General features: G+C 72.5%; 21 protein-coding genes and 1 pseudogene. 9 read left to right on the top strand and 13 right to left on the bottom strand.

Going from position 1 to position 22,639, the window contains the following annotated elements:
• Positions 1 to 169: 169 nt before the first annotated feature.
• Entirely contained in the window at positions 170 to 703 is a 534-nt protein-coding gene (locus E6U81_RS01330) for a hypothetical protein (protein WP_136228163.1), read from the top strand.
• Between the two features lie 167 nt (positions 704 to 870).
• The gene (locus tag E6U81_RS01325) at positions 871 to 1,635 is read left to right on the top strand and encodes a hypothetical protein (protein ID WP_136228162.1); all 765 of its coding nucleotides are present in this window, start codon (positions 871 to 873) and stop codon (positions 1,633 to 1,635) included.
• 234 nt (positions 1,636 to 1,869) lie between these two features.
• Here E6U81_RS01325 and E6U81_RS01320 read toward each other — a convergent pair whose 3' ends face one another.
• Entirely contained in the window at positions 1,870 to 2,892 is a 1,023-nt protein-coding gene (locus E6U81_RS01320; protein WP_240803557.1) for an SMI1/KNR4 family protein, read from the bottom strand.
• 306 nt (positions 2,893 to 3,198) lie between these two features.
• A complete protein-coding gene (locus E6U81_RS01315) occupies positions 3,199 to 3,474 on the bottom strand; it encodes a hypothetical protein (RefSeq protein WP_136228160.1) in 276 nt (91 codons plus the stop codon).
• A gap of 523 nt (positions 3,475 to 3,997) precedes the next feature.
• On the opposite strand from E6U81_RS01315, the gene E6U81_RS39595 reads away from it, so the two are divergent.
• The gene (locus E6U81_RS39595) at positions 3,998 to 4,222 is read left to right on the top strand and encodes a hypothetical protein (RefSeq protein WP_168714519.1); all 225 of its coding nucleotides are present in this window, start codon (positions 3,998 to 4,000) and stop codon (positions 4,220 to 4,222) included.
• A gap of 131 nt (positions 4,223 to 4,353) precedes the next feature.
• On the opposite strand, the gene E6U81_RS01310 is transcribed toward E6U81_RS39595, so the two are convergent.
• The 5 genes from E6U81_RS01310 to E6U81_RS01290 all read right to left on the bottom strand — a co-directional run bounded on the left by E6U81_RS01310 (position 4,354) and on the right by E6U81_RS01290 (position 8,018).
• Positions 4,354 to 5,214, bottom strand: a complete 861-nt coding sequence (locus tag E6U81_RS01310) for an ABC transporter permease (RefSeq protein ID WP_136228159.1) — start codon at positions 5,212 to 5,214, stop codon at positions 4,354 to 4,356.
• A 17-nt stretch (positions 5,215 to 5,231) separates the two neighbouring features.
• Positions 5,232 to 6,182, bottom strand: a complete 951-nt coding sequence (locus E6U81_RS01305) for an ABC transporter ATP-binding protein (RefSeq protein ID WP_136228158.1) — start codon at positions 6,180 to 6,182, stop codon at positions 5,232 to 5,234.
• Positions 6,179 to 6,523, bottom strand: a complete 345-nt coding sequence (locus tag E6U81_RS01300; protein ID WP_136228157.1) for a transcriptional regulator — start codon at positions 6,521 to 6,523, stop codon at positions 6,179 to 6,181. The genes E6U81_RS01305 and E6U81_RS01300 overlap by 4 nt, the downstream gene beginning before the upstream one ends.
• A complete protein-coding gene (locus E6U81_RS01295) occupies positions 6,520 to 7,020 on the bottom strand; it encodes a hypothetical protein (protein ID WP_206309817.1) in 501 nt (166 codons plus the stop codon). The genes E6U81_RS01300 and E6U81_RS01295 overlap by 4 nt, the downstream gene beginning before the upstream one ends.
• A 485-nt stretch (positions 7,021 to 7,505) precedes the next feature.
• Positions 7,506 to 8,018 carry a hypothetical protein gene (locus E6U81_RS01290; protein WP_136228156.1) on the bottom strand — a complete coding sequence of 171 codons (513 nt, stop codon included), beginning with the start codon at positions 8,016 to 8,018 and terminating at the stop codon, positions 7,506 to 7,508.
• Between the two features lie 471 nt (positions 8,019 to 8,489).
• Here E6U81_RS01290 and E6U81_RS01285 point away from each other — a divergent pair, with 471 nt between their 5' ends.
• Together E6U81_RS01285 and E6U81_RS39590 are read left to right on the top strand one after the other, a co-directional pair.
• Positions 8,490 to 9,263, top strand: a complete 774-nt coding sequence (locus E6U81_RS01285; protein ID WP_206309805.1) for an ASCH domain-containing protein — start codon at positions 8,490 to 8,492, stop codon at positions 9,261 to 9,263.
• Positions 9,264 to 10,171: 908 nt separating this feature from the next.
• The gene (locus tag E6U81_RS39590; RefSeq protein ID WP_168714518.1) at positions 10,172 to 10,315 is read left to right on the top strand and encodes a hypothetical protein; all 144 of its coding nucleotides are present in this window, start codon (positions 10,172 to 10,174) and stop codon (positions 10,313 to 10,315) included.
• Between the two features lie 491 nt (positions 10,316 to 10,806).
• On the opposite strand, the gene E6U81_RS01275 is transcribed toward E6U81_RS39590, so the two are convergent.
• Entirely contained in the window at positions 10,807 to 11,262 is a 456-nt protein-coding gene (locus tag E6U81_RS01275; RefSeq protein ID WP_136228155.1) for an RICIN domain-containing protein, read from the bottom strand.
• A 703-nt stretch (positions 11,263 to 11,965) separates the two neighbouring features.
• On the opposite strand from E6U81_RS01275, the gene E6U81_RS01270 reads away from it, so the two are divergent.
• Both E6U81_RS01270 and E6U81_RS01265 read left to right on the top strand, forming a co-directional pair.
• The gene (locus tag E6U81_RS01270; RefSeq protein ID WP_136228154.1) at positions 11,966 to 12,931 is read left to right on the top strand and encodes an AraC family transcriptional regulator; all 966 of its coding nucleotides are present in this window, start codon (positions 11,966 to 11,968) and stop codon (positions 12,929 to 12,931) included.
• A 39-nt stretch (positions 12,932 to 12,970) separates the two neighbouring features.
• Positions 12,971 to 13,837, top strand: a complete 867-nt coding sequence (locus E6U81_RS01265) for a carbohydrate-binding protein (RefSeq protein WP_136228153.1) — start codon at positions 12,971 to 12,973, stop codon at positions 13,835 to 13,837.
• Between the two features lie 73 nt (positions 13,838 to 13,910).
• Here the strand turns inward: E6U81_RS01265 and E6U81_RS01260 are convergent, their stop codons facing one another.
• Complete coding sequence (locus E6U81_RS01260; protein WP_136228152.1) at positions 13,911 to 14,996, bottom strand: S-(hydroxymethyl)mycothiol dehydrogenase; 1,086 nt, start codon at positions 14,994 to 14,996, stop codon at positions 13,911 to 13,913.
• Positions 14,997 to 15,069: 73 nt separating this feature from the next.
• Positions 15,070 to 16,077 carry a LysR substrate-binding domain-containing protein gene (locus tag E6U81_RS01255; RefSeq protein ID WP_136228151.1) on the bottom strand — a complete coding sequence of 336 codons (1,008 nt, stop codon included), beginning with the start codon at positions 16,075 to 16,077 and terminating at the stop codon, positions 15,070 to 15,072.
• 71 nt (positions 16,078 to 16,148) lie between these two features.
• On the opposite strand from E6U81_RS01255, the gene E6U81_RS01250 reads away from it, so the two are divergent.
• Together E6U81_RS01250 and E6U81_RS01245 are read left to right on the top strand one after the other, a co-directional pair.
• On the top strand, positions 16,149 to 17,180 hold the full coding sequence (locus E6U81_RS01250) for a dihydrodipicolinate synthase family protein (RefSeq protein ID WP_240803556.1): 1,032 nt from the start codon (positions 16,149 to 16,151) through the stop codon (positions 17,178 to 17,180).
• 403 nt (positions 17,181 to 17,583) lie between these two features.
• Positions 17,584 to 18,336, top strand: coding sequence for a LysM peptidoglycan-binding domain-containing protein (locus tag E6U81_RS01245; RefSeq protein ID WP_136228150.1), 753 nt, complete (start codon positions 17,584 to 17,586; stop codon positions 18,334 to 18,336).
• Here E6U81_RS01245 and E6U81_RS01240 read toward each other — a convergent pair.
• The 3 genes and pseudogenes from E6U81_RS01240 to E6U81_RS01230 all read right to left on the bottom strand — a co-directional run.
• Complete coding sequence (locus tag E6U81_RS01240) at positions 18,333 to 19,253, bottom strand: squalene/phytoene synthase family protein (protein WP_136228149.1); 921 nt, start codon at positions 19,251 to 19,253, stop codon at positions 18,333 to 18,335. The genes E6U81_RS01245 and E6U81_RS01240 overlap by 4 nt on opposite strands.
• A 124-nt stretch (positions 19,254 to 19,377) precedes the next feature.
• A complete protein-coding gene (locus E6U81_RS01235) occupies positions 19,378 to 21,066 on the bottom strand; it encodes a serine/threonine-protein kinase (protein WP_136228148.1) in 1,689 nt (562 codons plus the stop codon).
• A gap of 27 nt (positions 21,067 to 21,093) precedes the next feature.
• Positions 21,094 to 22,611, bottom strand: a pseudogene (locus E6U81_RS01230) (peptide-N4-asparagine amidase); the annotation flags it as partial.
• Positions 22,612 to 22,639: the final 28 nt, after the last annotated feature.

Raw genomic sequence — 22,639 nt, 5'->3', positions numbered from 1 at the left:
TCGGGCGCGACCGACTGCGCGCGGGGTACTCAAAGAGCGGTGTCGGCGCGTTGGGGCCACGCGCGGAGGCGTGTGAGGATCCGCCCGTGGAGTGCGATGTGTGTGGACGGGCGATGTGGCGATGGCCGGTGCGGCCGGCTGCATTTGAGGCGTGATGGATCCTTCGTGCATGGAAAGCACAGCGCGCACTGGCGGATGGCCGCGGAACTCCATCGAGGAGGTCCGTGAGTGGGCGGATCGTGCTGGTGCCGATGTCCAGGAGATGGAGCAGATCCGGGTCGTTGCGCTGTCCCGTGCGGAGGACCGCCGTTTGCCTGCAGGCTTGCGGAAGCAGTGGGCGAAGCTGTCGTTGCAGGTCAACACCCGCATGCATGGAGACGGCCCGTGGGATCAGGCACGAATGGCCGCGCAGAACTTCTGGCTCCGGACGCGGATGATCGAGGAGTTCGGCCCAGACCCCGATGACGCCGACTGGGACGCTGACGCCATCGCCTCGGGCATCGTGAATGCGGTGGTTCTGACGCCGCAGCAGGCCCGTGACCTGAGCGTTCGGTGGCAGGATCAGCCGATTGAGCAGATCGGATACCTGCGCCGTGTCAAGAACGTCACGGCTCCGTTCGGGCGGCTTCAGCACCATCTGCGGCCCGGCCCACTGCATGAGCTGGCCCTGGCGTGGCTGTCCGTCCGGAAGGTCCTGCCCTGAGTCGATCAACCGTCGGTAGGGGCCCTCTTGGTCCAGGTGTCGCTGCGGTGCTTGCCTCCTGGATGGCCCCTTCCTGTCTTCCCCTCCCCGGGGAGGGGAAGACAGGAAGCGCTGGTTAGAGTGCGGGGCGGACCGTTCAGGTCCGCTTGCGCTCCGGGGGTTTTCGCGTGTCCGAGTACCGTCTCCTCTTCTCCGCCTCACTGGTCACCGCCGGCTGCCTGCTGCTCTCCGCCTGCGCAGGCACCCCCGCACCCGGCAGTGCCGACCGCTCGGCGGACGGCACGCGCACGTCCGCCGCGCCGGCTCCCTCGAAGCCGGCGCCCACCGCTGCGCTGCCGGCGCCGGGGGCGGCGGGCGGGGTACCGGACACCGCGCGACTGATGGAACTGGCCCTGCAACCGGGCGAGACAGCCGGGGTCGCGGAGGACGGGGGCAGCATCTACAGCCTGACCGCGGGCGAGGTGAGGCCGCTGCCCCCGGCCGACCTGTCGGTCCCCTGTACCGCCATGTGGGGCCTGCTCCGCCAGCGGGGCGCCCACGCCGCCATCTCCCAGACCTTCGACAGCGAGGAGCCGGGAAGCCCAACGGTCGGCGGCCTGGCCTCCTATGCGGGGACCGACGCCGCGACGGTCTTCGGCCGGCTGCGCACGGCACTCGCGGGCTGTCCCTCGGTGGAGGAGGACGGCCGCACGGTGACGATCCGGTACGAGGACCTCGACACGGCGGGCTTCCCGGAGGACACCCTACGCATCCGGATGACCATGACCGATGCGGGCTCCACCGGCCCCGCCGAAGTCATCGACCGCATCGTCGCCCGGGTCGGCGTGTGCATCACCGACCTTTCGGCGGCGGGGGTGGAACCGTACCCGCGCGTCTCCGAGACGCCCGTCCTGCGTCAGGTCGACCGTCTCCGAGCCGCTCAGGGGCTCTGAGCGACGGCCGGGCACAGCGTGCTCCGGGGACCGGATCATCCGGCCGGTGCACGGAGGCCCCGGCGCCGTACTGCGACTCGTCCCGCAGTGCCCGGCACCTTCGCCGGGGTTATGGGGACTCCTTGCCCGGCTCCGGGACCAGTGAGGCGTACCCGCCGCTGCGGTGGCGCCTGGTGACCCGTGACACTTGCACGTGCTGTCCGAAACCGAGCCGGTCGATCTCCGGCCGAGGGCTCACCAGTAGGCGCTGTCGTCCCAGGGCTCGAAGTCCGCGAACTCGACAGGGTCGTCGTCCTCGTCCAGGGCGGCGAACCCATGGCTGACGAGCGTGCCGCGCTGCCAGGCGAGGAGGGTATCGATCAGACCGCCGTCGAGTGGCGGTCCCTGGTCCGCGTGGCGGGGCCAGACGATCAGCGGCCATGCGTCGGGATCCCCGCCCTCGGTGAGCCAGCCGAGGTGGTCGCCGTCGAGGGAGTTGGCGAAGGGGAGGAAGTCGCCGGGCTCGGGCCAAACTGCCAGCGGGTACCAGCGCGGGTGGCCGTCCTTGAGCTGCCGGTAGGCGTCCACGGTGTCCTCGACGTGCGTGAAGCGCCGCTCGCCGGTCCGGAGCGGGGTGTGGAAGCGCAGCCACCCGCTCCAGATGCCGGCGCCGTACTCGACCATCAGCCGCATGTACTCCCCGGGCAGCCGGATGCCCAGCTCGGCGAACAGCCCTTCCCAGGAGCCGTCGCCGAGGTACGGCCGCTCGGGCGGCGGTGACAGCAGCCGCAGCCCGTCCAGCCCGGTGCCGGTCTCCAGCGCGATACGACGCTCGGCATCGGTGAGCCGGGGCGGGACCGGTGCGGGCGGGGTCCACGCCTCGGCATCGGGAAGAAGGGCGGTCCGCGCGACGGCGCCCGGCAGCGGGCCCAGCAGCGGGCCGGGTGGTGAAGGGAGCTCCCAGGTGTCACGGACCGTGTGCCGCAGATCGTCGGTGAGCGTCAGGTCGTACCGGTGCCACCGCAGCAGGCCACTGCCCGGCACCGCACCCGAGTGCTGCACCACCACGGTCCACTGGTCGGGGTCGGCGGAGGCCGAGGTGTCCCAGAACAGAACGTCGCTTCCCCGCGTGCAGCCCCAGGCCAACAGGCCGCCGGGCTCGGGGTGGAACACCGGCCGCTCGGCTTCGGGCAGCTGCCGCGCCCCGATCCGGGCCTCCCGGTGCGTCGCATGCAGCCACTCGCCGTAGTCGAAGCGGTCCCGCTGCACGCACGGCACGTGGCGACGCAGCCGACCTCGTCGGCGTACGCCACGTCCACGAGAGCGGCCTCGCAGCAGCCGCCCGTACCACCCTCGCACTGCGCGACGCAGCCAGTAGCTGACCTGACCTTCGTGCTCATCGGCCTCTGAGCCGGTTCGAAGCCGTTCGAAGCGCGCGCTTGGCCTCTCGGCGTGCTCACCCTCCTGGACCGTCTGCAGTCCCTCGACGAACAGCCCGCCGAAGAGCTGATGTACGCAGCCAAGCCCTGGAAGCCAAGCGAGGGATCCACCGTCGCCAGGACGAGTTCTACCGGCATGCTCGAATCAGACCAGGCTCCGGACATGGAGATCATCACGGCGCTCCTGGAACTGGACGATCCGCAGACGAATCTGTTCCTCCTGCGCGACGACCGGCTCACCCACCCCGACACGTTCGACGTCCTGACGGGCCGTCCCTTCGCAGCCGACCGCACGGAGCCCGTGGCGCGCCTGCCCGAGACGCTGTCGATGGCCGAGCGGATCGCGGACCTCGTCCACCCCCGGGAACTGGCCCGCCGCTTCGACGCCCCCGAGCCCGAGCACGTCATGCTCGCTCTGCATGTGGTGAACGAGGACGGTACGGCGGTGCTCGACTTCTACGAGCAGTGCGTGTCAGGGCTGCTGCTGGCCCGCGCCGGCCGCACCGACCTGCTCGCCGAGGCGCTCACCACCGCCCCGCTGCTGCCCGAGGCAAGGGAGTCGTACAGCCCGGCCCTGACCGACCCGGAGGGGCCGGCGCCGACCCTGGAGCGGGCCGTCGCCCTCACCCAGCGCATCGAGGGCTTCTACGACGTGGCGCTCGACCGGCGTACCAGGCGCAGCCGCTACGGGGGCTCCGTCCGGTTCGACCGTCCGAGCCGCCTCCTCGCCCACAGCCGTGCCCGGGCGAGGACCCGTGGTATCCCCTCGACTGGGACGTCGCCCGCAGCCGGGTGGCCGACCCCGCACAGTGGAACCCCCGCGGGGCCGAAGGCCTCGACCTGCTCCGTTCCCTGCACCTCACCACCGACTCGGCCCCATCACCCTGTGGGCCGCCACACCCGACGGCGAGGACTGGCATCCCGAGATCACGATCGCGGACGTCGTGCGGCTCGCCCGCCCCGCCCACGCCCTGACGGACTGGTGGACCGGCCGGGCCCTGTGGCCGTTCCAGGCGTACCTGGAAGAGGCCGCCACGGCCGCGCTGGAGGCACTCCTCGCCGACCTCACCCCCGGCCAGCGGACGGCCCTGACCGAACGGCTGCCCACCTTCGAGGGCACCCTGCCGGAACTCCTCGATGCACTGCCACCTGCCACCCCGGCCCCGTAGACGGCCGGCCGCCGAACCGGCCACCGGCCGGGTCCAGGCCTGCCTGCAGGTCTGGGCCGGCCTGCGTCGCGGCGGGGCGGCCCGTGCCGTCGAAGCCGGCCACGGCCGTAGCCCGGTGGCTGCGAGGCCGCCTACGCGGCCACCGCGCCGCTCTGTGTCGCCTTGCGGTGGCGGGCGGTCATCCGCGAGCCGGACTCGCGGCGGGCGGCTCGGCGCAGGAGCGGTACCGCCAGGAGGAATCCGAGGACCGCCCAGGCCGTGAGGACCAGGGCGACCATGGGCAGTTCCCAGGAGCCGGCCGCCTCGGCGGCCCGGGCCGAGTCCGGGAGCAGTGCCGAACGCAGGCCCTGCGCCATCCACTTGAGCGGAAAGACCGCGGCTACCTGCTGGACCGGCACGGGCAGTGCGGTGATCGGCAACACCGTCCCCGAGGTCAGCAGCAGCCCCATCGTCGGCAGCATGATCAACGCCAGGGCCTCGCGGGGGTTGGGCAGTACGGCGCCTATGGCCGCGCCGAGCGGTATGACGGCGAGCAGCCCGAGTGTGGTGACCCACAGCAGCGTGAGCCAGTCGCCCGGCCCGTGCGGCAACGGGCCGTCCACCAGCAGCGCCCCGGCGACGAGGAGCAGCGCCAGGGATCCGACGGCCAGGACGACCATCAGCAGGCACTTGGCGATGAGGTAGGCAGGTATCCCGCCGGGTGTGGCGCGCAGCCGCAGCAGTGCGCCCTCCTCCCGCTCGGTCACGAGGATCTGCGGCAGGTTGATCAGCCCGACCTGGAACAGCAGGTATGCGGCGAAGCCCGCCAGCACCAGATGGGTCATCGGGATTGGGGTCCCGGGCACGTCGTCGCTGAGGTAGGCGGCGACGAGCAACGCGACGACCACGTTGGTCAGATGGCCGGTCATCTCCTTGCCGTTGCGCAGGAGGTGCCTCAGCTCGATGACGCCGCGCCGGAGTCCGGCGTGCCAGATTTTCGTCCTGTTCGTCATGCGTGTCCCCGTCCCCCTCATGCGGCCGGTGCCTCCTCGTCCGCGTCCCCGACCGTGCCGTCGGCTTCGTCCGTGCCGTCGGCTTCGTCCGTGCCCTCGGCCTCCCGGTGCACCATGTGCAGGTAGGTGTCCTCCAGCGTGGGGCGGCGGACCTCCAGGTCGGTGATCGGGCCGTCCGCGTGCCGGTGGAGTTCCCAGACCAGCCGTGAGGGGTCCTCTGTGCGTTCTCGGCGCGGTGTCCCGTCCTCGGCCGTCCAGCGGACCTCGGCCTGGGCGGCGGCTCGCCGGGCGAGTTCCGCGGGTGTGCCGCAGGCCCGGATCCGGCCGCCCACGAGCATGGCGATCCGGTCGGCGAGCCGCTCGGCCTCCGCCAGGTCGTGCGTGGTGAGCAGGACGGTGACGCCCTCGTCTCGGGCCAGCTGTTCGACCAGGAGGTGGAACTCGTGCCGCGCCTGGGGGTCGAAGCCGGTGGTCGGCTCGTCGAGGAAGAGGAGTTCGGGACGGCCGACGATGCCGAGCGCGACGTCGAGGCGCCGCCGCTGCCCGCCGGACAGCCGGTCCACCTGCCGGCCGGCCTGCTCGGTGAGGCCGACCAGGGCCAGCAGTTCGGCCGGGTCGCGCGGGTCGGGGTAGTAGGTCGCGAAGTGGGTCAGCAGCTCGGCGACCCGCCAGCGGCGGTGGTCCCGCCAGGACTGCAGGACCAGGCCGATCCGGGCCCGCCACGCGTCGCCGCCCCGCTCGGGATCCCTACCGAGCACGCTCACCTCCCCGCCGGAGCGCTGCCGGAAGCCTTCCAGGATCTCCACGGTTGTGGTCTTCCCCGCGCCGTTGGGCCCGAGCAGAGCGAAGACCTCGCCGCGGTGGATGTCCAGATCGACGCCGTGCAGGACGTCGGCATCGCCGTACGCCATGGTCAGATCACGTACCCGGATCACGGGCTGGACGCCGGTGCGCCCGAGGGTCGTCATCGCCCCGCCTCCGCCTGGGGCTGCCGCCCTGCCGCACCGGTCACCGGTCCGGCGCTGTCGACGATGGCCCGCAGTGCCGCCACGTGTCCCTGAAAGGCGGTGCGACCGCTGTCCGTCAGCCGCACCTTCGTACGGCGGTTGCGTCCGCCGCCCTCCTTCTGGATCTCCAGGTATCCGGCCCCCTCCAAGGTGTGCAGCTGCTTGGAGAGCGCGGAGTCGCTGAGCGAGAGGCTGTCGCGGACGAACGGGAAGTCCGCCCACTCGGTGGCGGCCAGCAGCGCGACCACCGACAGTCGGGTGGCGGGGTGGATCAGCTCGTCGAAGCCGACGGGGGTGCTCATCGGCCCGCCTCCCGCCCGGCCGCCGGTCCGTCTCCGCTGCGCACCGAGTCGGCCGCCCAGCGGTTGGCGGGACCGAGGCAGAGCAGGTACACGGCCACCGCGGTCGAGGCCATGATGGGTCCGGCGTAGATCGGCGCCAGCGGCTCGGTCAGATGGTCCGCCAGTACGATCGTCCCGCCGACCAGCACCGCCGCCGCCCCGAACGCGGCCCACATGCGCCCGGGGCAGCGGGTGTGGTGCAGTTGCATCCGGTTCCTGCGGCTGCTCATCACGACCAGGACGCTCAGCAGGCCGACGTAGGCGGCCACGAACAGTCCGACGCCCCACTGGGGCAGGTCCATGCCGACGCCGGCGAGGAACACCCACATGAGCGCGGCCGTGCCGTAGGTCATGCCGCGCCCGCCGGACACGGAGCGCTCGAACTCGTCGTACACCCGCTCCTGTGGCACTCGGATGCGCTGGAGATCCTGCCATGCCTGTTCGGCGTCCACCGGCATGCTCACGGTCGTCGTTCTCCCGTCCCCGATTACTTTCCTGCAAGGAAAGCTACTCCTGGCTTTCCCGATAGGCAAGTGGAACGGCTGCCGGTACGGGGGCGGGCCTCGGGGTGCAGCGGTACGGCCGATTTCGGTGAACGATCCTGCCGCCTTCCTGCCCGGTCCCGCCCGCCCTGCGGTGCCGCTGGGGGAGCACGGGCAAGGGCCCGGCAGGCGTTCCGGCGGGGCCTGCGGCCCTCGCGCAGTTGGGTGGATCGTGAAGGCGCGGACCGGCCGGTCCGCGCGCCACAGCGGACGGATCGCGGCCAAGGGTGAGGCGGAGCCGACGCGACGAACCCAGCGCCGACCGACTCGCCTCCCTCGCGAAACCGGGCGTCGGCTGCGCCTGACAGGCCGCATCGCCGCCTCGCCGCCTCGCCCGTTGTCCACCGCCTGCACCACGTCGCCACACCTCGCCCCGCACACCCGTGCCGAGACACAGCCCGTCAGGCACCTGCCCGGTGCCGCTTCGAGTACGACCAGGTGACCGCAGTCATCAGAACCGGGATGGCGAGCAGCGGGGCGAACATCAGCGCCCAGACAGTCTGCGCCGCACCACCGGACATGTACGTCTGGCTCTCGACGGTGAAGGCGACCACGAGTTGCCACACGGCCACCAGGACCAGGGCCGTCGAGGCGGTCCAGGCCAGCGGGGCCAGGACGCGGGGGCTCAGCTGCCGCGACCGGTCGCTGACGAGCAACAGCGGGAACAGAGCGGCCACCTCGGCGATCACGGAGAGTCCAACGACGTAGGCGATGCCCCAGCCCGGAATGTCGAAGACCTCGCGCAGTACCTGATCGCTGTAGCCCACGTAGATCCCTGACGCCATGGCGATGCGCCACAGCCCGGATGGGACCGCGCACAGCGCAATGGCGTGCGCGGCGCGGCGGGCCCAGACGGGCGCGGGAGCCGGGGTGGAGGCCGGGGCGGCGGGTAACGGGCCGGTCGATGCAGTCATGGCTTACATGCTGGTCGCGGCAGGGCGGTCGGGCGTCGCCCTGGAGGGGCGCACCGCGTACACCTGGGGAACGAGGGGGCCGCACCAAGGGGATACCTGAGGAGGGCCCGCCGACCGGAATCGGACCCCGCCCAGAGACTCAAGTGGACGTTGCCCCGTCAGCGGGGCCGCGGCGGTCGGCAGGTCCGCCAACGGCAGGCACCACGGCCGGCCGAGACCGGTCCATCCGGAACCCGGTGAACGTCCCCACCCACACCGGCTCAGCCCACAGCACCCCACCTGTCCAGGGCAAAAGCCCATGCCCGAACCTTCTGCACCATCCGCCGAGGGGTCGGCCCAGGCAAGCCGAAACCCTGTGGAGCCCGCCTGCGTGGCGTGGAATGCTCTTGGGCGACTGCTGAGGGAAGGGAAGGTCAAAAGGTGTACGTCCCGTCATCTGCGCGAGCTCTCGATGATGATGAGCGTGAACTCGTGGCGCTGGCACGCCGCACCATAGACGCGCATACCGACGCCGGGCCCGACGAAGACGGGATCCACACGGTGGGCGCCGCGGTCATGGCCGCCGACTACCGGATGTTCGCCGGCGTGAACCTCTACCACTTCACCGGCGGGCCCTGCGCCGAGCTCGTGGCTCTGGGAGCTGCGCGGGCCCAGGGCGCCCGCCAGATGCGCTGCATCGTCGCCGTGGGAAACCACGGGCGCGGGGTCATCGGCCCGTGCGGGCGCGATCGACAGGTCTTCGTGGACTACTACCCCAGCATGCGCGTCATCGTGCCCACCCCCGCGGGGCTCAGGTCCGTGCTCGCCGCCGACCTGATGCCGCTGGCTCAGCGATGGACCGCAGAGGCGGGCATGAACGGTCTCGACCCGTTCCTCTACCAAGACCCCGAGACGGCCGGTCCCCCGATCATCCGGTTCAACCCCCGCTACCTCGAAGTCGTCCGCTCCGGCGCCAAGACCAAGACCACGCGCTTCCGGGACCCGGCGCAGCCCGGCCCGGCACGGCTGGTGTTCGAGAGCGACCCGGAGGTCGTCCTGTCGGCGGAGGTGACCGGCATCAGGCACTGCCTGGTCAGTGACCTCACCGACCGGGACGCCCAAGCTGAGGGACTGACGACCGCAGCCGAACTCCGGGAAGCCCTCAAGCACCACTATCCAGATCTGGCGGGAACCGACGAAGTCGACGTGATCACCTTCCAGACCAACGACAATGAGGGCGCCGCTCAAGAGGGCGTTCTGGGCTGATCGTGCGCCCGCAGGCAACAGGGAATGCGAGGACGTGGGCGGGCCGGATCGAGGGGCGGAGACCTACCTCGCACCGCCCGATGCTCCTTGAAAGGAGGCCACGAGCCGGTGTGCGTGCGCATCCTCCGGCCCGAGTTCGTGAACCGCTGCACCGGTGTCCTGAAGCCTGCCCTTCTCGCACAAGCACAACCTCACAGGGTGGTAGAGGGCGCCGCTGTCGCCGGCCTCGGCGCGATGGCGCAGCGCTTCCTCATCAACCACTCAGATGCCTCGCCAGGTTGGTGTGGATTCGCGGGCCAGACGACGGTGGCGCAGGAGCCGGCCCAGGGTGCGCTCGACCACCCATCTGCGGGGCAGGAGTGGAAGCCCTTGATGCCGGGACGTCATGGTCAGCGGACGCGGGGGGCCTTGAAGGGCTCCAGAGCTGAGGGGGCAGGTCGGCGCAATCGGGCACCGAGAAGGCTCTCGGTGTAGGCCCGCCCTCATGAAATCGGCTCGCCAGCACGATGGATGACGGCCTGGTCACGTCGAATGCGGTCGGGACGTCGGCAGGGAGGGATGCGATCCGGGTGAGGTGCTGTCCACAGAGGAGCAGGATGGCGCCGGCAGCCCGGACTTCGCGGGGGAGGATCCCGTCGTCCTGACACGGGCGGAGAAGCTCCCAGTGGCAGTCCCCATCGAGCCCGACGGGGTCGGCCTTCGGCCGGTGCGGGACATGGAGGCCACGGCTGTGGCCTCGGCGGGCGACGCCGAGACCGCGAAGTCGCGCCCCTCGTAGCGGGTGCCAGGTTCAGCAACCAGTCACCAGTCCCTCTCACTCTGGGCGACTTCGGCGAGGACGGCGCCCCTCAGGGAACATGAGTACACGTACTCATGTGCGGGCCTGGCGCTGACCACATGATGTGATCATGAACCAGCGTGAATGGAAGCCGGCAGGCCACCGTCGCGGCGTAGAACGCGCCGCCATCGCCCTGCTGTCAGTGGTCGCAGCGGTCGCCGCCGCGGGTGCCATCGCCTGTGCCTCCGTGATCGTTGTCTACGCGCTCGCCTGAGACCGAACCGGCAATCCCTCGCCGAGTCGCCGGCGAGTCCGACGTGAAAGAGGACCACCACCGCATGGCGCGCCAGCACCAGTTGCAGCCCTGCCCTTCCGCAGCCTCGGGGCGCCCATCTTCACCGCCGAGCGGCACACACCTGTGTCGGCGGGGCCGCCGGATCCTTGCCGGCACTGCCGCCGCGGCACTCCTCCTCGTCGACGCAACCGCCTGCGGCGGGACCACCGCGAGCACGGCGTCCAAGAGCAGCTCCAGCCCCACGCCCAAGGGACGGGCAGCGCGTCGTCCTCCGCCCAGGGATAGCTGTCCACCTCTTCCGGGTGCAGGACACATGGCTGACTGAAGCGGTTCCCCGACGGAACCGGGCCGTCGCCGCCGCGAACGGCAACGGCCCGGGAGCCCCGTGGGCCCTGTCGGCGTCCCCGACCGACAGTCCGGGACCGGTACCCGTCCAACGGCGGGCCGCGGTCCCGTTCACGGTCCGGGGATCAGTTCCACTTCTGGTAGCTGCCGCTGTTCGAAGGGCGTGTGTACACGCTCTTGGCTGCGTTGCTGTCCAGGTAGTAGCCCGTGGCGACGTTCTTCAGGCGGTACACACCGCCGCTGTTGGAGATGGCCCACTTCTGGTAACTGCCGCCGTTGCAGGAACGGGTGTAGACGCTCTGGGCAGCGTTGCTGTCCAGACAGAAGCCTGTGGCCTGGTTCTTGACGGTGTAGCCGCCGCTGACGGCGGTAACGGTCCACTTCTGGTAGGCGCCTGTGTTGCAGGCATGTGTGTACACGTTCTGGGCGGCGTTGCTGTCGAGGCAGAAGCCAGTGGCGACGTTCTTGAACTGCTCGGTCCCGGGCACGGCCGCCTGCGCCGGCGAGGAGAGGGCGATGACGCCGGCACCGGCGACGACCACGGACGACAGGGTGGTGGCAAGAGACTTACGGGTGAACAAGTCGGTTCCTTTCGTCTGATGAGCGGCTGCCGCCCCGCATCGTCCGAAGCGTGCGGGGTGAGCGGCCTGCACCCAGCATCGACGTACGTGCAGCTGCCAGCTATCCACTATCGGCGGAGGTGAGCGCACGTTTCCGGATAGCGCGTGAGGCGAGGAGGGGGCAACCGGAACGGCTTGCGGTGCGCCGCCCGGTAGTGTCCGGCGAACCTTCCGAGGTGGGTGAAGCCCCACCGCCGGGCCGGAGGCGGTGAAGTCGGCGAGCCGTCTCACCAGTTCCAGCTGCCCCTGCAGTGTGGCCGCCCGGTCGTCGAAGACGGGCTCGAAGGACAGCAGCGCGTGCGCTACCTCGCCCGGTCGGGCGTTGCGGGTAGCCGTTCGGGGCTGCCGCGCCCGAGGCCGCACCGCCGATCACGGGCGGGGCATGGGGCGCCGACTGTACGGGGACGGCCGGCAGTTCCGCCGTCGGGGCCGCGGGGCCCGCGGGCTCCGTCCGCCCGGCCGGGGGCACCGTTCACCCGCTGTCGTGCGGCCGCCAGGGCCGGCTCCGGTGCGCCCTGTTCGGCGAGGCGGGCGAGACGGAGGGAGTCCTCCCCGCATCATTGGAATCCTCCGGAACCGGAGATTCTTCGTACCGGGTTTCGGGGGCCGTTCGGTGAGGGGATCGTGACATCGCGCGATTGGTCTGGACCTAAAAGGGGGAACGATGCGGAACACCACCGTCTCACCGGGGACGCCCTGCCCGGCGCCGCCACGGCCCGGGGAGCCGCCCCTGCACCGGCTGGAGCTGGCGGGGCCCGGCACCGTACCGTTCGCCGCCGGGCCCTTCGACGAGCTGGGGCCGCTGTCGCGGTCCGACCGCCCGCACCGCCACACCTTCTACGAGATCGTCCACATCGTCGCCGGATCCGGCACACACGTCGTCGATCTCGCCGGACACGCCGTGCGGCCGCGCCGGCTGGCCGTGGTGCTGCCCGGGCAGGTCCACTGCTGGCAGGACCAGAAGGGTCTCGACGGCGCCCTGGCCCTGTTCACGGAGGATTTCCTGGTGGACCATCCCGGCGACCGTGCGCTCCTGCGCCGGATCGGGCAGAGGTGCTGGTTCGACCTGAGCGAGGCCGAACACGAGCGGACCGGGCGACTGATGGCCGACATGGCCGCCGAATGCCGCCAGCGGGCCCCCGGCCACGAGAGCGTGCTGCGCGCTCTGCTGCACGTACTCATCGTCCGCACGGCACGGCTCCCGACCCCTGGAGCCGGTCGCGCCGACCGGTCCGGCGAGCCGGTCGGATCCCACGGCTCGGCGGCTCCCGGCGCTCCCCCGACACTGGCCGAGGCGTTCATCCGGCTGACCGCCGGATCCGTCGCCCGGTCGGTGCGCGAGTGCGCCCAGGAGCTCGGGGTGACGCCGGGCCACCTCACCCGGACCGTCCGCGCGGCCACCGGTCGCACCCCCGGCCGACTGTTGAACGAGGCCCGCGCGTACCGGGCCCAGCGCCTGCTCGCACACACCGGGCTTCCGGTGCGACAGGTCGCGGCCCGCGTCGGATTCGCCGACCCCGCGTACTTCTGCCGGTTCTTCCGGCGGGAGACGGGCACCAGTCCGGGCGAGTTCCGAAAGCACCACAGCAGCCGTCTCCCGTCCATCGATCCGGGCCGGGCCGACGCCTAGGCTCGATGGCACGTCCAACAGCCCCTCAAGGAGGCAGGCATGCGCGATCCGGGCAGGAACAGCGGCGATGCGTTACGCCCCGCACACCCCGAACCGCCCCGCCCCGTCACACGCAAGGCCGTGCTGCGTGCGGCGCTCGCGGCCACCGCGGCGGTCCCCGTCGCTCTTGTCGGCGGACCCGCCCTGGCCCGCACCCTCACCCCGGACGCCGCAGACGCAGACGCACCCCTGACCCCGGCGTGCGACGACGGGGACGATCCCACCCCCGACCAGACCGAGGGTCCCTACTTCAAGCCCGCCTCGCCCGAACGCACCAGTCTGCTGGAGCCGGGCATGCCCGGTACGCGGCTGACGGTGACGGGCTACGTCTTCGGCCGCGCCTGCCGGCCGGTCACCGGCGCCCTGCTGGACTTCTGGCAGGCCGATACGAACGGCGCCTACGACAGCGTCCGGTACCGGCTGCGCGGTCACCAGTACACGGACTCGCGCGGCTCCTTCGCACTCACCACGATCGTCCCGGGGCTCTACCCCGGCCGCACCCGGCACCTCCACGTCAAGGTGCAGGCCCCGGGCCGCCCGGTGCTGACGACACAGCTGTACTTCCCGAACGAGCCGCGCAACAACACCGATGCGATCTTCGATCCCCGGCTGCTGATGACCGTGCGGGACGCCGGCGGCGGGCGCGAGGCGGCCTTCGACTTCGTCCTGGACCTGCCCCAGGATCCCGGCCCCGGGCCCACACCGACCGGCACGCCTCCGTCGGGCGACACCTGGACGGTGGGGACCGCGTACCGGGCGGGCGCGCGGGTCGTGCACGGCGGACGCGGCTACGTCTGCCTCCAGGCGCACACGGCACAGCGGGGCTGGGAGCCCCCGTCCGTGCCCGCGCTGTGGCGGACGGCCTGACCCGCCCGGACGGCCCGGACGGGACCGGCGAGGGGGCCCGTCCGGGCGGTCCGCCCGGACGGGCCGGGGTGTGTCAGAACTCGACGACCGAGCGGAGCACTTCGCCGCGCTCCATCCGGGCGAAGGCCTCCTCGACCCCGTCGAGCGGGATGGTCTCGGAGACGAACGCGTCCAGGTCGAGCCGGCCCTGCAGGTAGAGGTCGATCAGCAGGGGGAAGTCGCGCTCGGGCAGGCAGTCTCCGTACCAGGAGGACTTCAGGGCGCCACCGCGGCCGAAGACGTCCAGGAGCGGGAGTTCGAGCTTCATCTCCGGGGTCGGCACGCCGACCAGGACCACCGTCCCGGCGAGGTCGCGCGCGTAGAAGGCCTGCTGGTAGGTCTCGGGGCGGCCCACGGCGTCGATGACGACGTCGGCGCCGTTGCCGCCGGTCAGGGCCTGGACGGCCTTGACGACGTCCTCGGTGCGGCCGTTGACGGTGTGCGTGGCGCCGAGGCCGCGCGCCCATTCCAGCTTCCGGTCGTCCAGGTCCACCGCGATGATGCGCGAGGCCCCCGCCAGCCTGGCACCGGCCACGGCCGCGTTGCCCACTCCCCCGCAGCCGATGACGGCGACGGAGTCGCCCCGTCCGACGTTCCCGGTGTTGAGGGCGGCGCCGAGGCCGGCCATCACGCCGCAGCCGAGGAGTCCGGCGGCGGCCGGGGAGGCGGCCGGGTCCACCTTGGTGCACTGGCCGGCCGCGACCAGGGTCTTCTCGGCGAAGGCGCCGATCCCGAGGGCCGGGGAGAGCGGGGTGCCGTCCTCCAGCGTCATGGGCTGGGTGGCGTTGTGCGTGGCGAAGCAGTACCAGGGGCGCCCGCGCCTGCAGGCCCGACAGGTGCCGCACACCGCGCGCCAGTTGAGGACGACGAAGTCGCCCGGCGCCACGGAGGTGACGTCCGGCCCGACGGACTCGACGATTCCGGCGGCCTCGTGGCCGAGCAGGAAGGGGAACTCGTCGTTGATCCCGCCTTCGCGGTAGTGCAGGTCGGTGTGGCAGACCCCGCAGGCCTGCACCCGGACGAGGGCCTCGCCCGGTCCCGGGTCGGGCACGAGGATCGTCGTGGTCTCCACCGGTGCGCCCTTGCTCCGGGCGATGACCCCTCGTACGCGATGCGTCACGTCGTACCCCGTTCTGATCGGTTCGGTCTGGATCAACGAACGTACACGGACGGCACCCGGTAAGGGAGTTGTGTCACGCTTCGGCGCGCGACCCGGCCAGATCCGGTGGTACGGCGGCGCGCAGCGCGGCGCCGAATGCGGCCACGGCCGGGTGGGTGCCGGCTCCGCTGCGGAAGGCCAGGCCGGTACGCCGCTGCATCACCAGCCGGGTGAGGCGCACGGCCGGGTCCGCGGGCCCCGCGACCCCGAGCTGGGGTACGACGGCCACGCCCTGGCCCGCGGCGACCAGCGCGAGCACGGTGGCGAACTCGTCCACCTGGTGGCGCACCCGGGGTGTGAAGCCGGCCGCCTGGCAGGCCCTCGTGGGCATGGTGTGGCAGAGGGTGCCCGGTGTGGCGGTGATCCAGGGCGATCGGGCGTGTGCGCGCAGGACCGCGTCCTGGTCGGGCGCCCGGGGCGCCTGCGGGAGGTCCGCGACGGGCGGAGGGGCGGCTTCCGTCCCCGGTGCCCCGGGGGCTCCGAGCGTCTCCGGTGCCCCGGGTGCTCCCCCGGCGGGCTCGGCCAGGTACATCGCCTCGCCGTACAGGGGCTCGGTGGTCAGCCCCGGCTCGCGCTCGGCGGGCACGAAGTCGTACGAGTGGACCAGGGCGACGTCCAGGTCCCCGGCCCGCAGGGCATGGGCGACCGCCGCCGGGTCGGTCTCGCAGACCATCGGCTCCAGACCCGGGTGGCGTCGGGCGAGGGCCACCAGGGCGGCCGGGACGATGGCGCGGGTGGCGGTGGGGAAGGCGCCGATCCGCAGGGCTCCCGCCAGGCCTCCGCGGGCTTCGGCGAGGTCGGCGTCCGCCTGCTCCAGCCGTTCCAGGACGGCCTCGGCGTGCCGGACCAGGTTCTGCCCGGCCGGGGTGAGCCGGACCCGCCGCCCGGTGCGCTCCAGCAGGGGCAGCCCGGCCTCCCGCTCCAGTACGCCGAGCTGCTGGGACACCGCCGAAGGGCTGAAGGAGAGGGCCTCGGCCACGGCGGCGATCGTGCCGCGGCGGGCGAGTTCGCGCAGCAGGCGCAGGCGCCGTACATCGAGCATCGGCTCAGCTTACGTGTTGGCTAAGAAACGTGAACTGGATTCGGCGCTCGGGGCGCGTCAGGCTCGTGGGCATGGCACAGGACATGGCGCAGGACACAACGCAGAACACAACTCCGAACACGACGCAGGACACGACGCAGAGCACGGCGGGAGACATCGCGGCGGACCTCCCCAGGGACACCCCGCGGACGCTCCAGCTCCACGGGATCCACGTACCGCTCGTCACCCCGTTCACACGCACCGGGGAGATCGCCACCGAGGCCCTGGAGGCGCTCGCCCACGAGGTGCTCGACGGGGGCGCCACCGGGATCGTCGCCCTCGGCACGACCGGGGAGACGGCCTGCCTCGACGAGGCGGAGCGCGATCTCGTCACCGGCGTGTGCGCCCGGGTCTGCCGGGAGCGCGGCGCCATGCTGACCGTCGGCGCGGGGGCGGTCGGCACCCGGGCCGCGGAGGCCTCGCTGGCCGCGCTGGCCCGGTGGCCGCAGGCGGGGGCGGCGCTGGTCACCGTCCCGTCGTTCGTACGGCCTTCGGCCGCAGGGGTGTTGGCGCACTTCGGGCGGCTGGCCGAGGTGAGCCCCGTACCGCTGGTCGTCTACCACATCCCGCACCGCACGGGGCAGCCGCTGGACGCCGCCGCGCTCCGGGCCCTCGCTGCACTCCCCCGGGTCGCCGGGGTGAAGTACTCCACCGGCAGCATCGACCAGGAAGCGGTGGAACTGCTCGGGGACCGGCCCGCCGGTTTCCACGTGCTGGCCGGGGACGACGTGTACGTGTCGCCGATGCTGGCCATGGGGGCGTCGGGCGGGATCCTCGCCTCGGCCCACCTGGCGACGGAGCGGTTCGCGCAGCTCGCCGCGTCCTGGCGGGCGGGGGACGCGGCACGCGCCAGGACGCTGGGGCACGCGCTGGCCGGGCTCTCGGCGGCGGCTTTCGCCGAGCCCAATCCGGCCGTCGTCAAGGGAGTGCTCCACGCCCAGGGCCGCATCCCGTCGCCCGACGTCCGCCTCCCCCTGCTCCCGGCCTCCGAGGCGGCGGTGACGGGCGTCCTGGAGCGGCTGGCGGCGCTCGACGAGCCCCTCGCCGGACAGGCGCCGGGGTAATTGGACTCCGGAGGGGGAATGCGGCGCCGGAAAGAGTCCCGGATGGGCGATTTGGGCACTACGTACGAGTCGCCCGAATGAGCCCGTCAGGGACCGGACTTGCCCCTATTGACCCCAGGGTGCCGACCTGACTCCGAAACCGTGATGTCAGTCACGCGGAACACGTCAACATCATTTCCCGCAAGAGGCCGATCCCCTTTTCCCGGAAAGGGAATCGGCCTTTTCGCCCGGATGTCCACAAGGTCATTTCAGGGGCGGTTTGCGAGATGTCGATCTATCGGTGGAATTCGGGGCTTGTTCCCGCCCGGCGGGCTCACCTACGGTCACCTCACTCCAGGTGACAGGCGGCCGAATACGGCCCCGGCACCCGGGTCTCCCGTCCCCCCACGTGAGGAATTCCGCCATGCCTGCAAAGGGTAAGCACCGTCGGCCGAAGCAGAACCCGATCACCCGCAAACTGGCCCTCGCAGGCACCGGCGGCGCGGCTCTCACGCTCCCGCTGATCAGCGCGACCACCGCGGGAGCGGTCGGCACGGGCGCGCCCGCAGCAGCGGCGACCACCGTCACCGCGGCCACCGCGGTGAACGTGGCGGCAGCCCCTCCCACCACGTATTCCGTGGTCGTCGGCGACACCCTTTCGGAGATCGCCGCGGACCACTCCGTCAGTGGCGGATGGAAGCAGCTCTACGAGGCGAACCGCACGGTGGTCGGCGACAACCCGTCGGTCATCCGGCCCGGCATCAAGCTGACCCTCGGCGCCCAGGCGAAGGCCGCCACGGCCGCCACCGCCGCCAAGTCCGCGGTGAAGACCGCCGCAAAGCCGGCCTCCTCCTACTCGAACAATCTCGACGGGTGGATCCGCGAGTCCCTCGACGTGATGGCCAAGCACGGTATTCCCGGAAGCTACAACGGAATTCACCGCAACGTGATGCGGGAGTCCTCGGGCAACCCCAAGGCGATCAACCTGTGGGACATCAACGCCCGGAACGGAATCCCCTCCAAGGGTCTGCTCCAGGTCATCGACCCGACCTTCAAGGCCTACCACGTGCCCGGCACTTCGCTGGACTCCTACGACCCGGTGGCCAACATCACCGCGGCCTGCAACTACGCGGCAGCCCGCTACGGCTCCATCGACAACGTCAACGGCGCCTACTAGCGGGTGCGGGTGCGGCCCCGGCCGCCCGCCGCGGCGCGCAGCAGGATCCGCAGGGGCGCCGTGAGGCCATAGCCGACGTCACGGCGCAGTGCGCCGGCGCCGGCCCGCTCGACGGCCGCCAGCTGGTGCGCCATGAGGTCCGCCATGGTGGCGATGACCGGGCGCAGGCCGGGCTCGGCGAGATCGGGAAAACCATGGGTCGCGTCGAGGGCCGCGCGAGCGCGCCGGGTCTCGGCGGCGAGGAGGGCCCGTACGGCAGGGGTGTCACGGGCCGCCTCCAGGTCGGCCCGGGTCACGGAGTGCTCGTCGAGGCGGGCGCGGGGGATGCAGAGCCGCCCGTCGGCCAGATCGCCGTGGAGGTCGGCGAGGAAGTCGACGCGCTGGGCGGCATCGACGAACCGGCGCCAGCCGGCGGCCTGTTCGGGATCCGGGCCGCCCTGGTACTGCAGGCCGGTGAAGACCAGCACCCCGGGCCAGGCGTACGCGTCGAGGTAGGCCTGGAAGTCCGCCTCGTCGGCGAAGCCGTCGAAAGCGGCCTCCGCCGTGGCGGCGCCGTCGAGGAAGCGGGTCACCCAGTGTTCGGGCAGGCCCCGGGAGTCCACGGCGTGGGCGTAGGCCCGCAGCACGGGGTCGGGGCTGCCCCCCGACTTCAGGGCGGCCTCGACGCGCTCGGTCAACGCGGCGAGGCCGGAGGCCCGTTGCTGCGGTGTGCCGGTCTCGGCCACGTCGTCGACGAGGTTCATGAAGGCGAGGCCGGCGGCGAGGGCCGGCACCAGGGGCGGCGCGGCGAGCAGTCGCAGCGCCAGGTACGGCGCGGGTTCGCGACGGAGCACCCGGCGGGCGGCGTGGGTGTAGTCGTCCCGCAGCCGGGTGCCGGATATCCCGGCCGCCGTGAGGGTGGTGCGCCAGCTGGGCATGGTGGGTCGGGCTCCTCGGTGTACGCCTGGACGGGCACGGTTCGGGCACGGGGGCACAGGGCCGGGCCGTTGGGCTCAGAGGCCGTGGGGGCTCAGGGGCCGTGGGGGCTCGGGGGCCGTGGGCTCAGGGGCCGTAGACCTTCCTGAGGCTGCCGTCGATGCCCCAGAGGACGTAGCCGCCGCGCCCGTACTCGTCGCTGAGGTACGTGCGGATCGAGGGGGTCTGGTCCATCATCCAGGGGTCGATGATGACGTGGCGCGAGGTCGGCTTCTCGACCTTCAGGTCCTTCTTGGACTGCTCCAGCAGACCGGGCAGCGTGTCCCAGTTGACCGCGGCCATGTCGATCAGCGGCTCCCCCTCCTCGACCGTGCCGTCCGGGCCGGTGCGGCTGGCCACGCCGTCCCGGTACTGCCAGGAGTCGACGGTCTCGGCGCCGGCGGCCGTGGGGATGGAGGCGAGGATGTAGCCGTCGTAGAGGGTCATGTCGACGAAGGTGGTCGTACCCGTCTGCTTCTTGAACGCCTCCAGGGCGGTGCGGACGTTCCCCGGCGTCATCATGCTGCCGCGGGGCGCGTCCGCCTTCTGCGCGCTCGCCTTCGGGGCGGGGGCCGAGGAGGCCTCCCGCACGGGCGGGGTCGCGGAGGCGGTGGCGGCGCCGCCCTTGGCCTTGTCGTCGCCGGAGTCCCCGTCGGGCAGCAGCTGGACGATGCCGAACACGCCGACCGCCAGCGCCGCGGTGAGCGCGGCGCCGATCAGGGCCGGGCGCCGGCGCGGCGCGGAAGCCACCGGCACGGGCGTGGTGGCGGCCGCGTACGGGGAGGCGCCCGAGCCGTACGGCGGCGGGGTGTGCGGGGTGTGCGGGGAGCCAACGGGCGTGGGCGCGTACGGACCGAACTGCCCGTACGGGCCCGGCACGACCGGGGAGGCGACCGGCGGCGCGGCAAGGGGCACGGCACCGGCACCGAGAGCGGCGCTCGCGTCCCGGAGCAGTCGTTCCAGCCGAGCTCCGTCGGGCCGGGCGGCCGGGTCCCGCACGAGGAGCTGCTCCAGTACGGGCCCCAGCGGGCCGGAGCGCACCGGCGCGGGGATCGGCTCGTCGAGCACGGCGACGACCGTGGCCAGGCTGGTGGCCCGGCGCAGCGGGTTGGCCCCCTCCGCGGCCACATAGAGGAGCATGCCGAGCGACCACAGGTCGGAGGCGGCCAGCCCCTCCTCCCCGCGGACGCGCTCGGGTGCGATGTACTCCGGGGAGCCGATCAGCACGCCGGTCGCGGTCAGCCCGGTGGAGTCGTGCAGCGCGGCGATGCCGAAGTCGGTCAGTACGGCCGACCCGTCCGGGCGCAGCAGCACGTTGGCCGGCTTCACGTCGCGGTGGAGGATCCCCTCGGCGTGCGCGGCGCGCAGCGCGGACAGCACGTCGAGACCGAGCCGCACCACGTCGGCGGGCGGCATCGGGCCGGACTCCAGGCGGTCGTGCAGGGAGCCGCCCCGGACCATCTCCATGACGATCCACGGGTGCCCGTCCGTGCCCTCGGCGGGTTCGACGATGTGGTGGATGGTCACGACGTGGGGGTGGGCGAGACGGGCGAGGGCGCGTGCCTCGCGGACGGCGCGTTCGCGCATCTGGTCCGCGAGGCCGGGCTGGGCGGCGGCGGTCGCCGGGTCCGGCGGCCGCACCTCCTTGAGCGCCACCTCGCGGTGCAGGGCGATGTCGCGCGCCCGCCAAACGGTACCCATGCCGCCGCTGCCCAGGGGCGCGACCAATTCGAAGCGCCCGTCGATCAGCTGTCTGCCGGCCTCACTCGTGTCCATGGCGGATCATCGTAGGCGCCGCCACCGTCAGCAGCGTCGCCGGTCCACCGTGACGGTTCCCTGAGCGGTGCCCACCGTGCGGTCGTAGCACCCGCCGGGTACCTGCGACCCGTACAGCCGGTAGCGGGCGGAGGTGGTGGCGACCGCGTGGCGCTGCTCGCGCGGGACGTTCGCGGTGTAGGTGGCATCGCCCGTGTAGCGGTCGTCGAGCCGGGAGACGTCGACGGTCCGGCCGCCGCGCAGGGTGACGGTGTCGGCGCGGTCGCCGAGGGCCAGAACCGTGCGCAGGCGGTCGCCGGCGCCGAGGGTGGTCTCGCCGTCCATGGTGTAGGTGCGGTCGGTCCGGGCGGTCGTCGGCCCGTGCGTCACGCTCTCCTGGTCGGTCCAGGCCGCGGTGAGCGCGTCAAGGCTCTCGCCCTCGGTCCAGCGGTGGACGGAGGTGTGGTGCACGGACCGGGTGACGGTGGTGGCCACCCGCCCGCGGGAGGTGTTCAGGTAGCCGGCGACGGTCAGCCGGTGGGCGCCCTCGGTGTCCACCCGGTGCTGTCCGCCGGGGCCGGCCGGCGTCCAGCGGGAATGGCCCGACGGTTCGCTGTCCTCGTGCCGGGTCAGGGCGCCGGTGACGACCTGACGGGCCTCGTCCTGCCACAGCAGCAGGTTGATGGGGGTGCTCCAGCCGCTCTGTCCGGCCGGCAGTCCGGCGACGCTCACCTCGATGCGGTGCGGGCGGCCGTCGTTGAGGAGGGCGGCGTAGGGCGTGAGGTCGTAGCGGATCGGCTGGACGTCGAAGGCGCGCGGGCCGGGGGTGACGTACCAGAGGAACGGGTTGGACCAGCCGCCGGTCCAGACGGTGGGGAAGGGTGCGGCGATGCCGGCGAGCCGCCCGTCGACCAGGACGCGGACCTCGCGGTGGGGGCCGCCGTCCGCCGTGCAGGAGTACGGGGCTCCGGCGGGAGTGGTCATGTACCAGTACTCCTCGCAGCCGCCGCCGGAGCCGGTGGCGTACACCTCGGCCAGCAGGCGTTCGGTGTTGCGGGGCGTGGTGATCGTCGGGGTGGTGAGGGGCAGGACCCGGTCGGGGGTGTCGGGCGCGGGGGTGCGCCCTTCGGCGGCGTAGAAGGTCAGGGTCACCTTGACGTCGATGACACCGGTGTAGGTGTCGTTCACGACGTTGCCGATGAGCATCTCGACGGGCTGCGGACGGGCGAGGGTGTCGCGGTAGCGGGTGACGTCCTTCTCGACGGACCAGGTGATGCCGTCGGGCGAGGGCTGGGGCGTCGAGGTGCGCAGGATCTCCACGCCGCCCAGGGAGAGGTGGCCCAGGCGGTCGTACTGGCGGCCCTTGACCTTGCCTTCGAGGCGGAGCACCACCGCCGCCCAGTCGGCCGCGCCGCAGCCGGTGGGGGGTGTGTAGTCGCCGCGGTAGGGGGTGAAGTCGCGGAACTGCGCCTCGGCGAGGGTCAGCTGGCAGGACCGGGTCGCGGGCCGCGCAACGGGCGGCGCGGCGGTGAGGGGGTCGTGCCAGTCGGTGCCGAACTCGGCGGGCGGCGAGTCGGCCGGGGGCAGGCCGTGC

Origin of the sequence: Streptomyces sp. A0592 (assembly GCF_004795115.1) — a bacterium.
Classification (GTDB): domain Bacteria; phylum Actinomycetota; class Actinomycetes; order Streptomycetales; family Streptomycetaceae; genus Streptomyces; species Streptomyces erythrochromogenes.
This window is presented reverse-complemented; position numbering and strand designations above follow the sequence as displayed.

Coding starts and splice junctions, on each gene's coding strand:
- E6U81_RS01310 (WP_136228159.1), bottom strand. CDS start 5,214: ATGACGAACAGGACGAAAATCTGGCACGCCGGACTCCGGCGCGGCGTC.
- E6U81_RS01240 (WP_136228149.1), bottom strand. CDS start 19,253: ATGCCCAGCTGGCGCACCACCCTCACGGCGGCCGGGATATCCGGCACC.
- E6U81_RS01245 (WP_136228150.1), top strand. CDS start 17,584: ATGCCTGCAAAGGGTAAGCACCGTCGGCCGAAGCAGAACCCGATCACC.
- E6U81_RS01250 (WP_240803556.1), top strand. CDS start 16,149: ATGGCACAGGACATGGCGCAGGACACAACGCAGAACACAACTCCGAAC.
- E6U81_RS39590 (WP_168714518.1), top strand. CDS start 10,172: ATGAACCAGCGTGAATGGAAGCCGGCAGGCCACCGTCGCGGCGTAGAA.
- E6U81_RS01295 (WP_206309817.1), bottom strand. CDS start 7,020: ATGCCGGTGGACGCCGAACAGGCATGGCAGGATCTCCAGCGCATCCGA.
- E6U81_RS01305 (WP_136228158.1), bottom strand. CDS start 6,182: ATGACGACCCTCGGGCGCACCGGCGTCCAGCCCGTGATCCGGGTACGT.
- E6U81_RS01290 (WP_136228156.1), bottom strand. CDS start 8,018: ATGACTGCATCGACCGGCCCGTTACCCGCCGCCCCGGCCTCCACCCCG.
- E6U81_RS01235 (WP_136228148.1), bottom strand. CDS start 21,066: ATGGACACGAGTGAGGCCGGCAGACAGCTGATCGACGGGCGCTTCGAA.
- E6U81_RS01300 (WP_136228157.1), bottom strand. CDS start 6,523: ATGAGCACCCCCGTCGGCTTCGACGAGCTGATCCACCCCGCCACCCGA.
- E6U81_RS01330 (WP_136228163.1), top strand. CDS start 170: ATGGAAAGCACAGCGCGCACTGGCGGATGGCCGCGGAACTCCATCGAG.
- E6U81_RS01315 (WP_136228160.1), bottom strand. CDS start 3,474: ATGCAGAGCGAGCATGACGTGCTCGGGCTCGGGGGCGTCGAAGCGGCG.
- E6U81_RS01270 (WP_136228154.1), top strand. CDS start 11,966: ATGCGGAACACCACCGTCTCACCGGGGACGCCCTGCCCGGCGCCGCCA.
- E6U81_RS01255 (WP_136228151.1), bottom strand. CDS start 16,077: ATGCTCGATGTACGGCGCCTGCGCCTGCTGCGCGAACTCGCCCGCCGC.
- E6U81_RS01265 (WP_136228153.1), top strand. CDS start 12,971: ATGCGCGATCCGGGCAGGAACAGCGGCGATGCGTTACGCCCCGCACAC.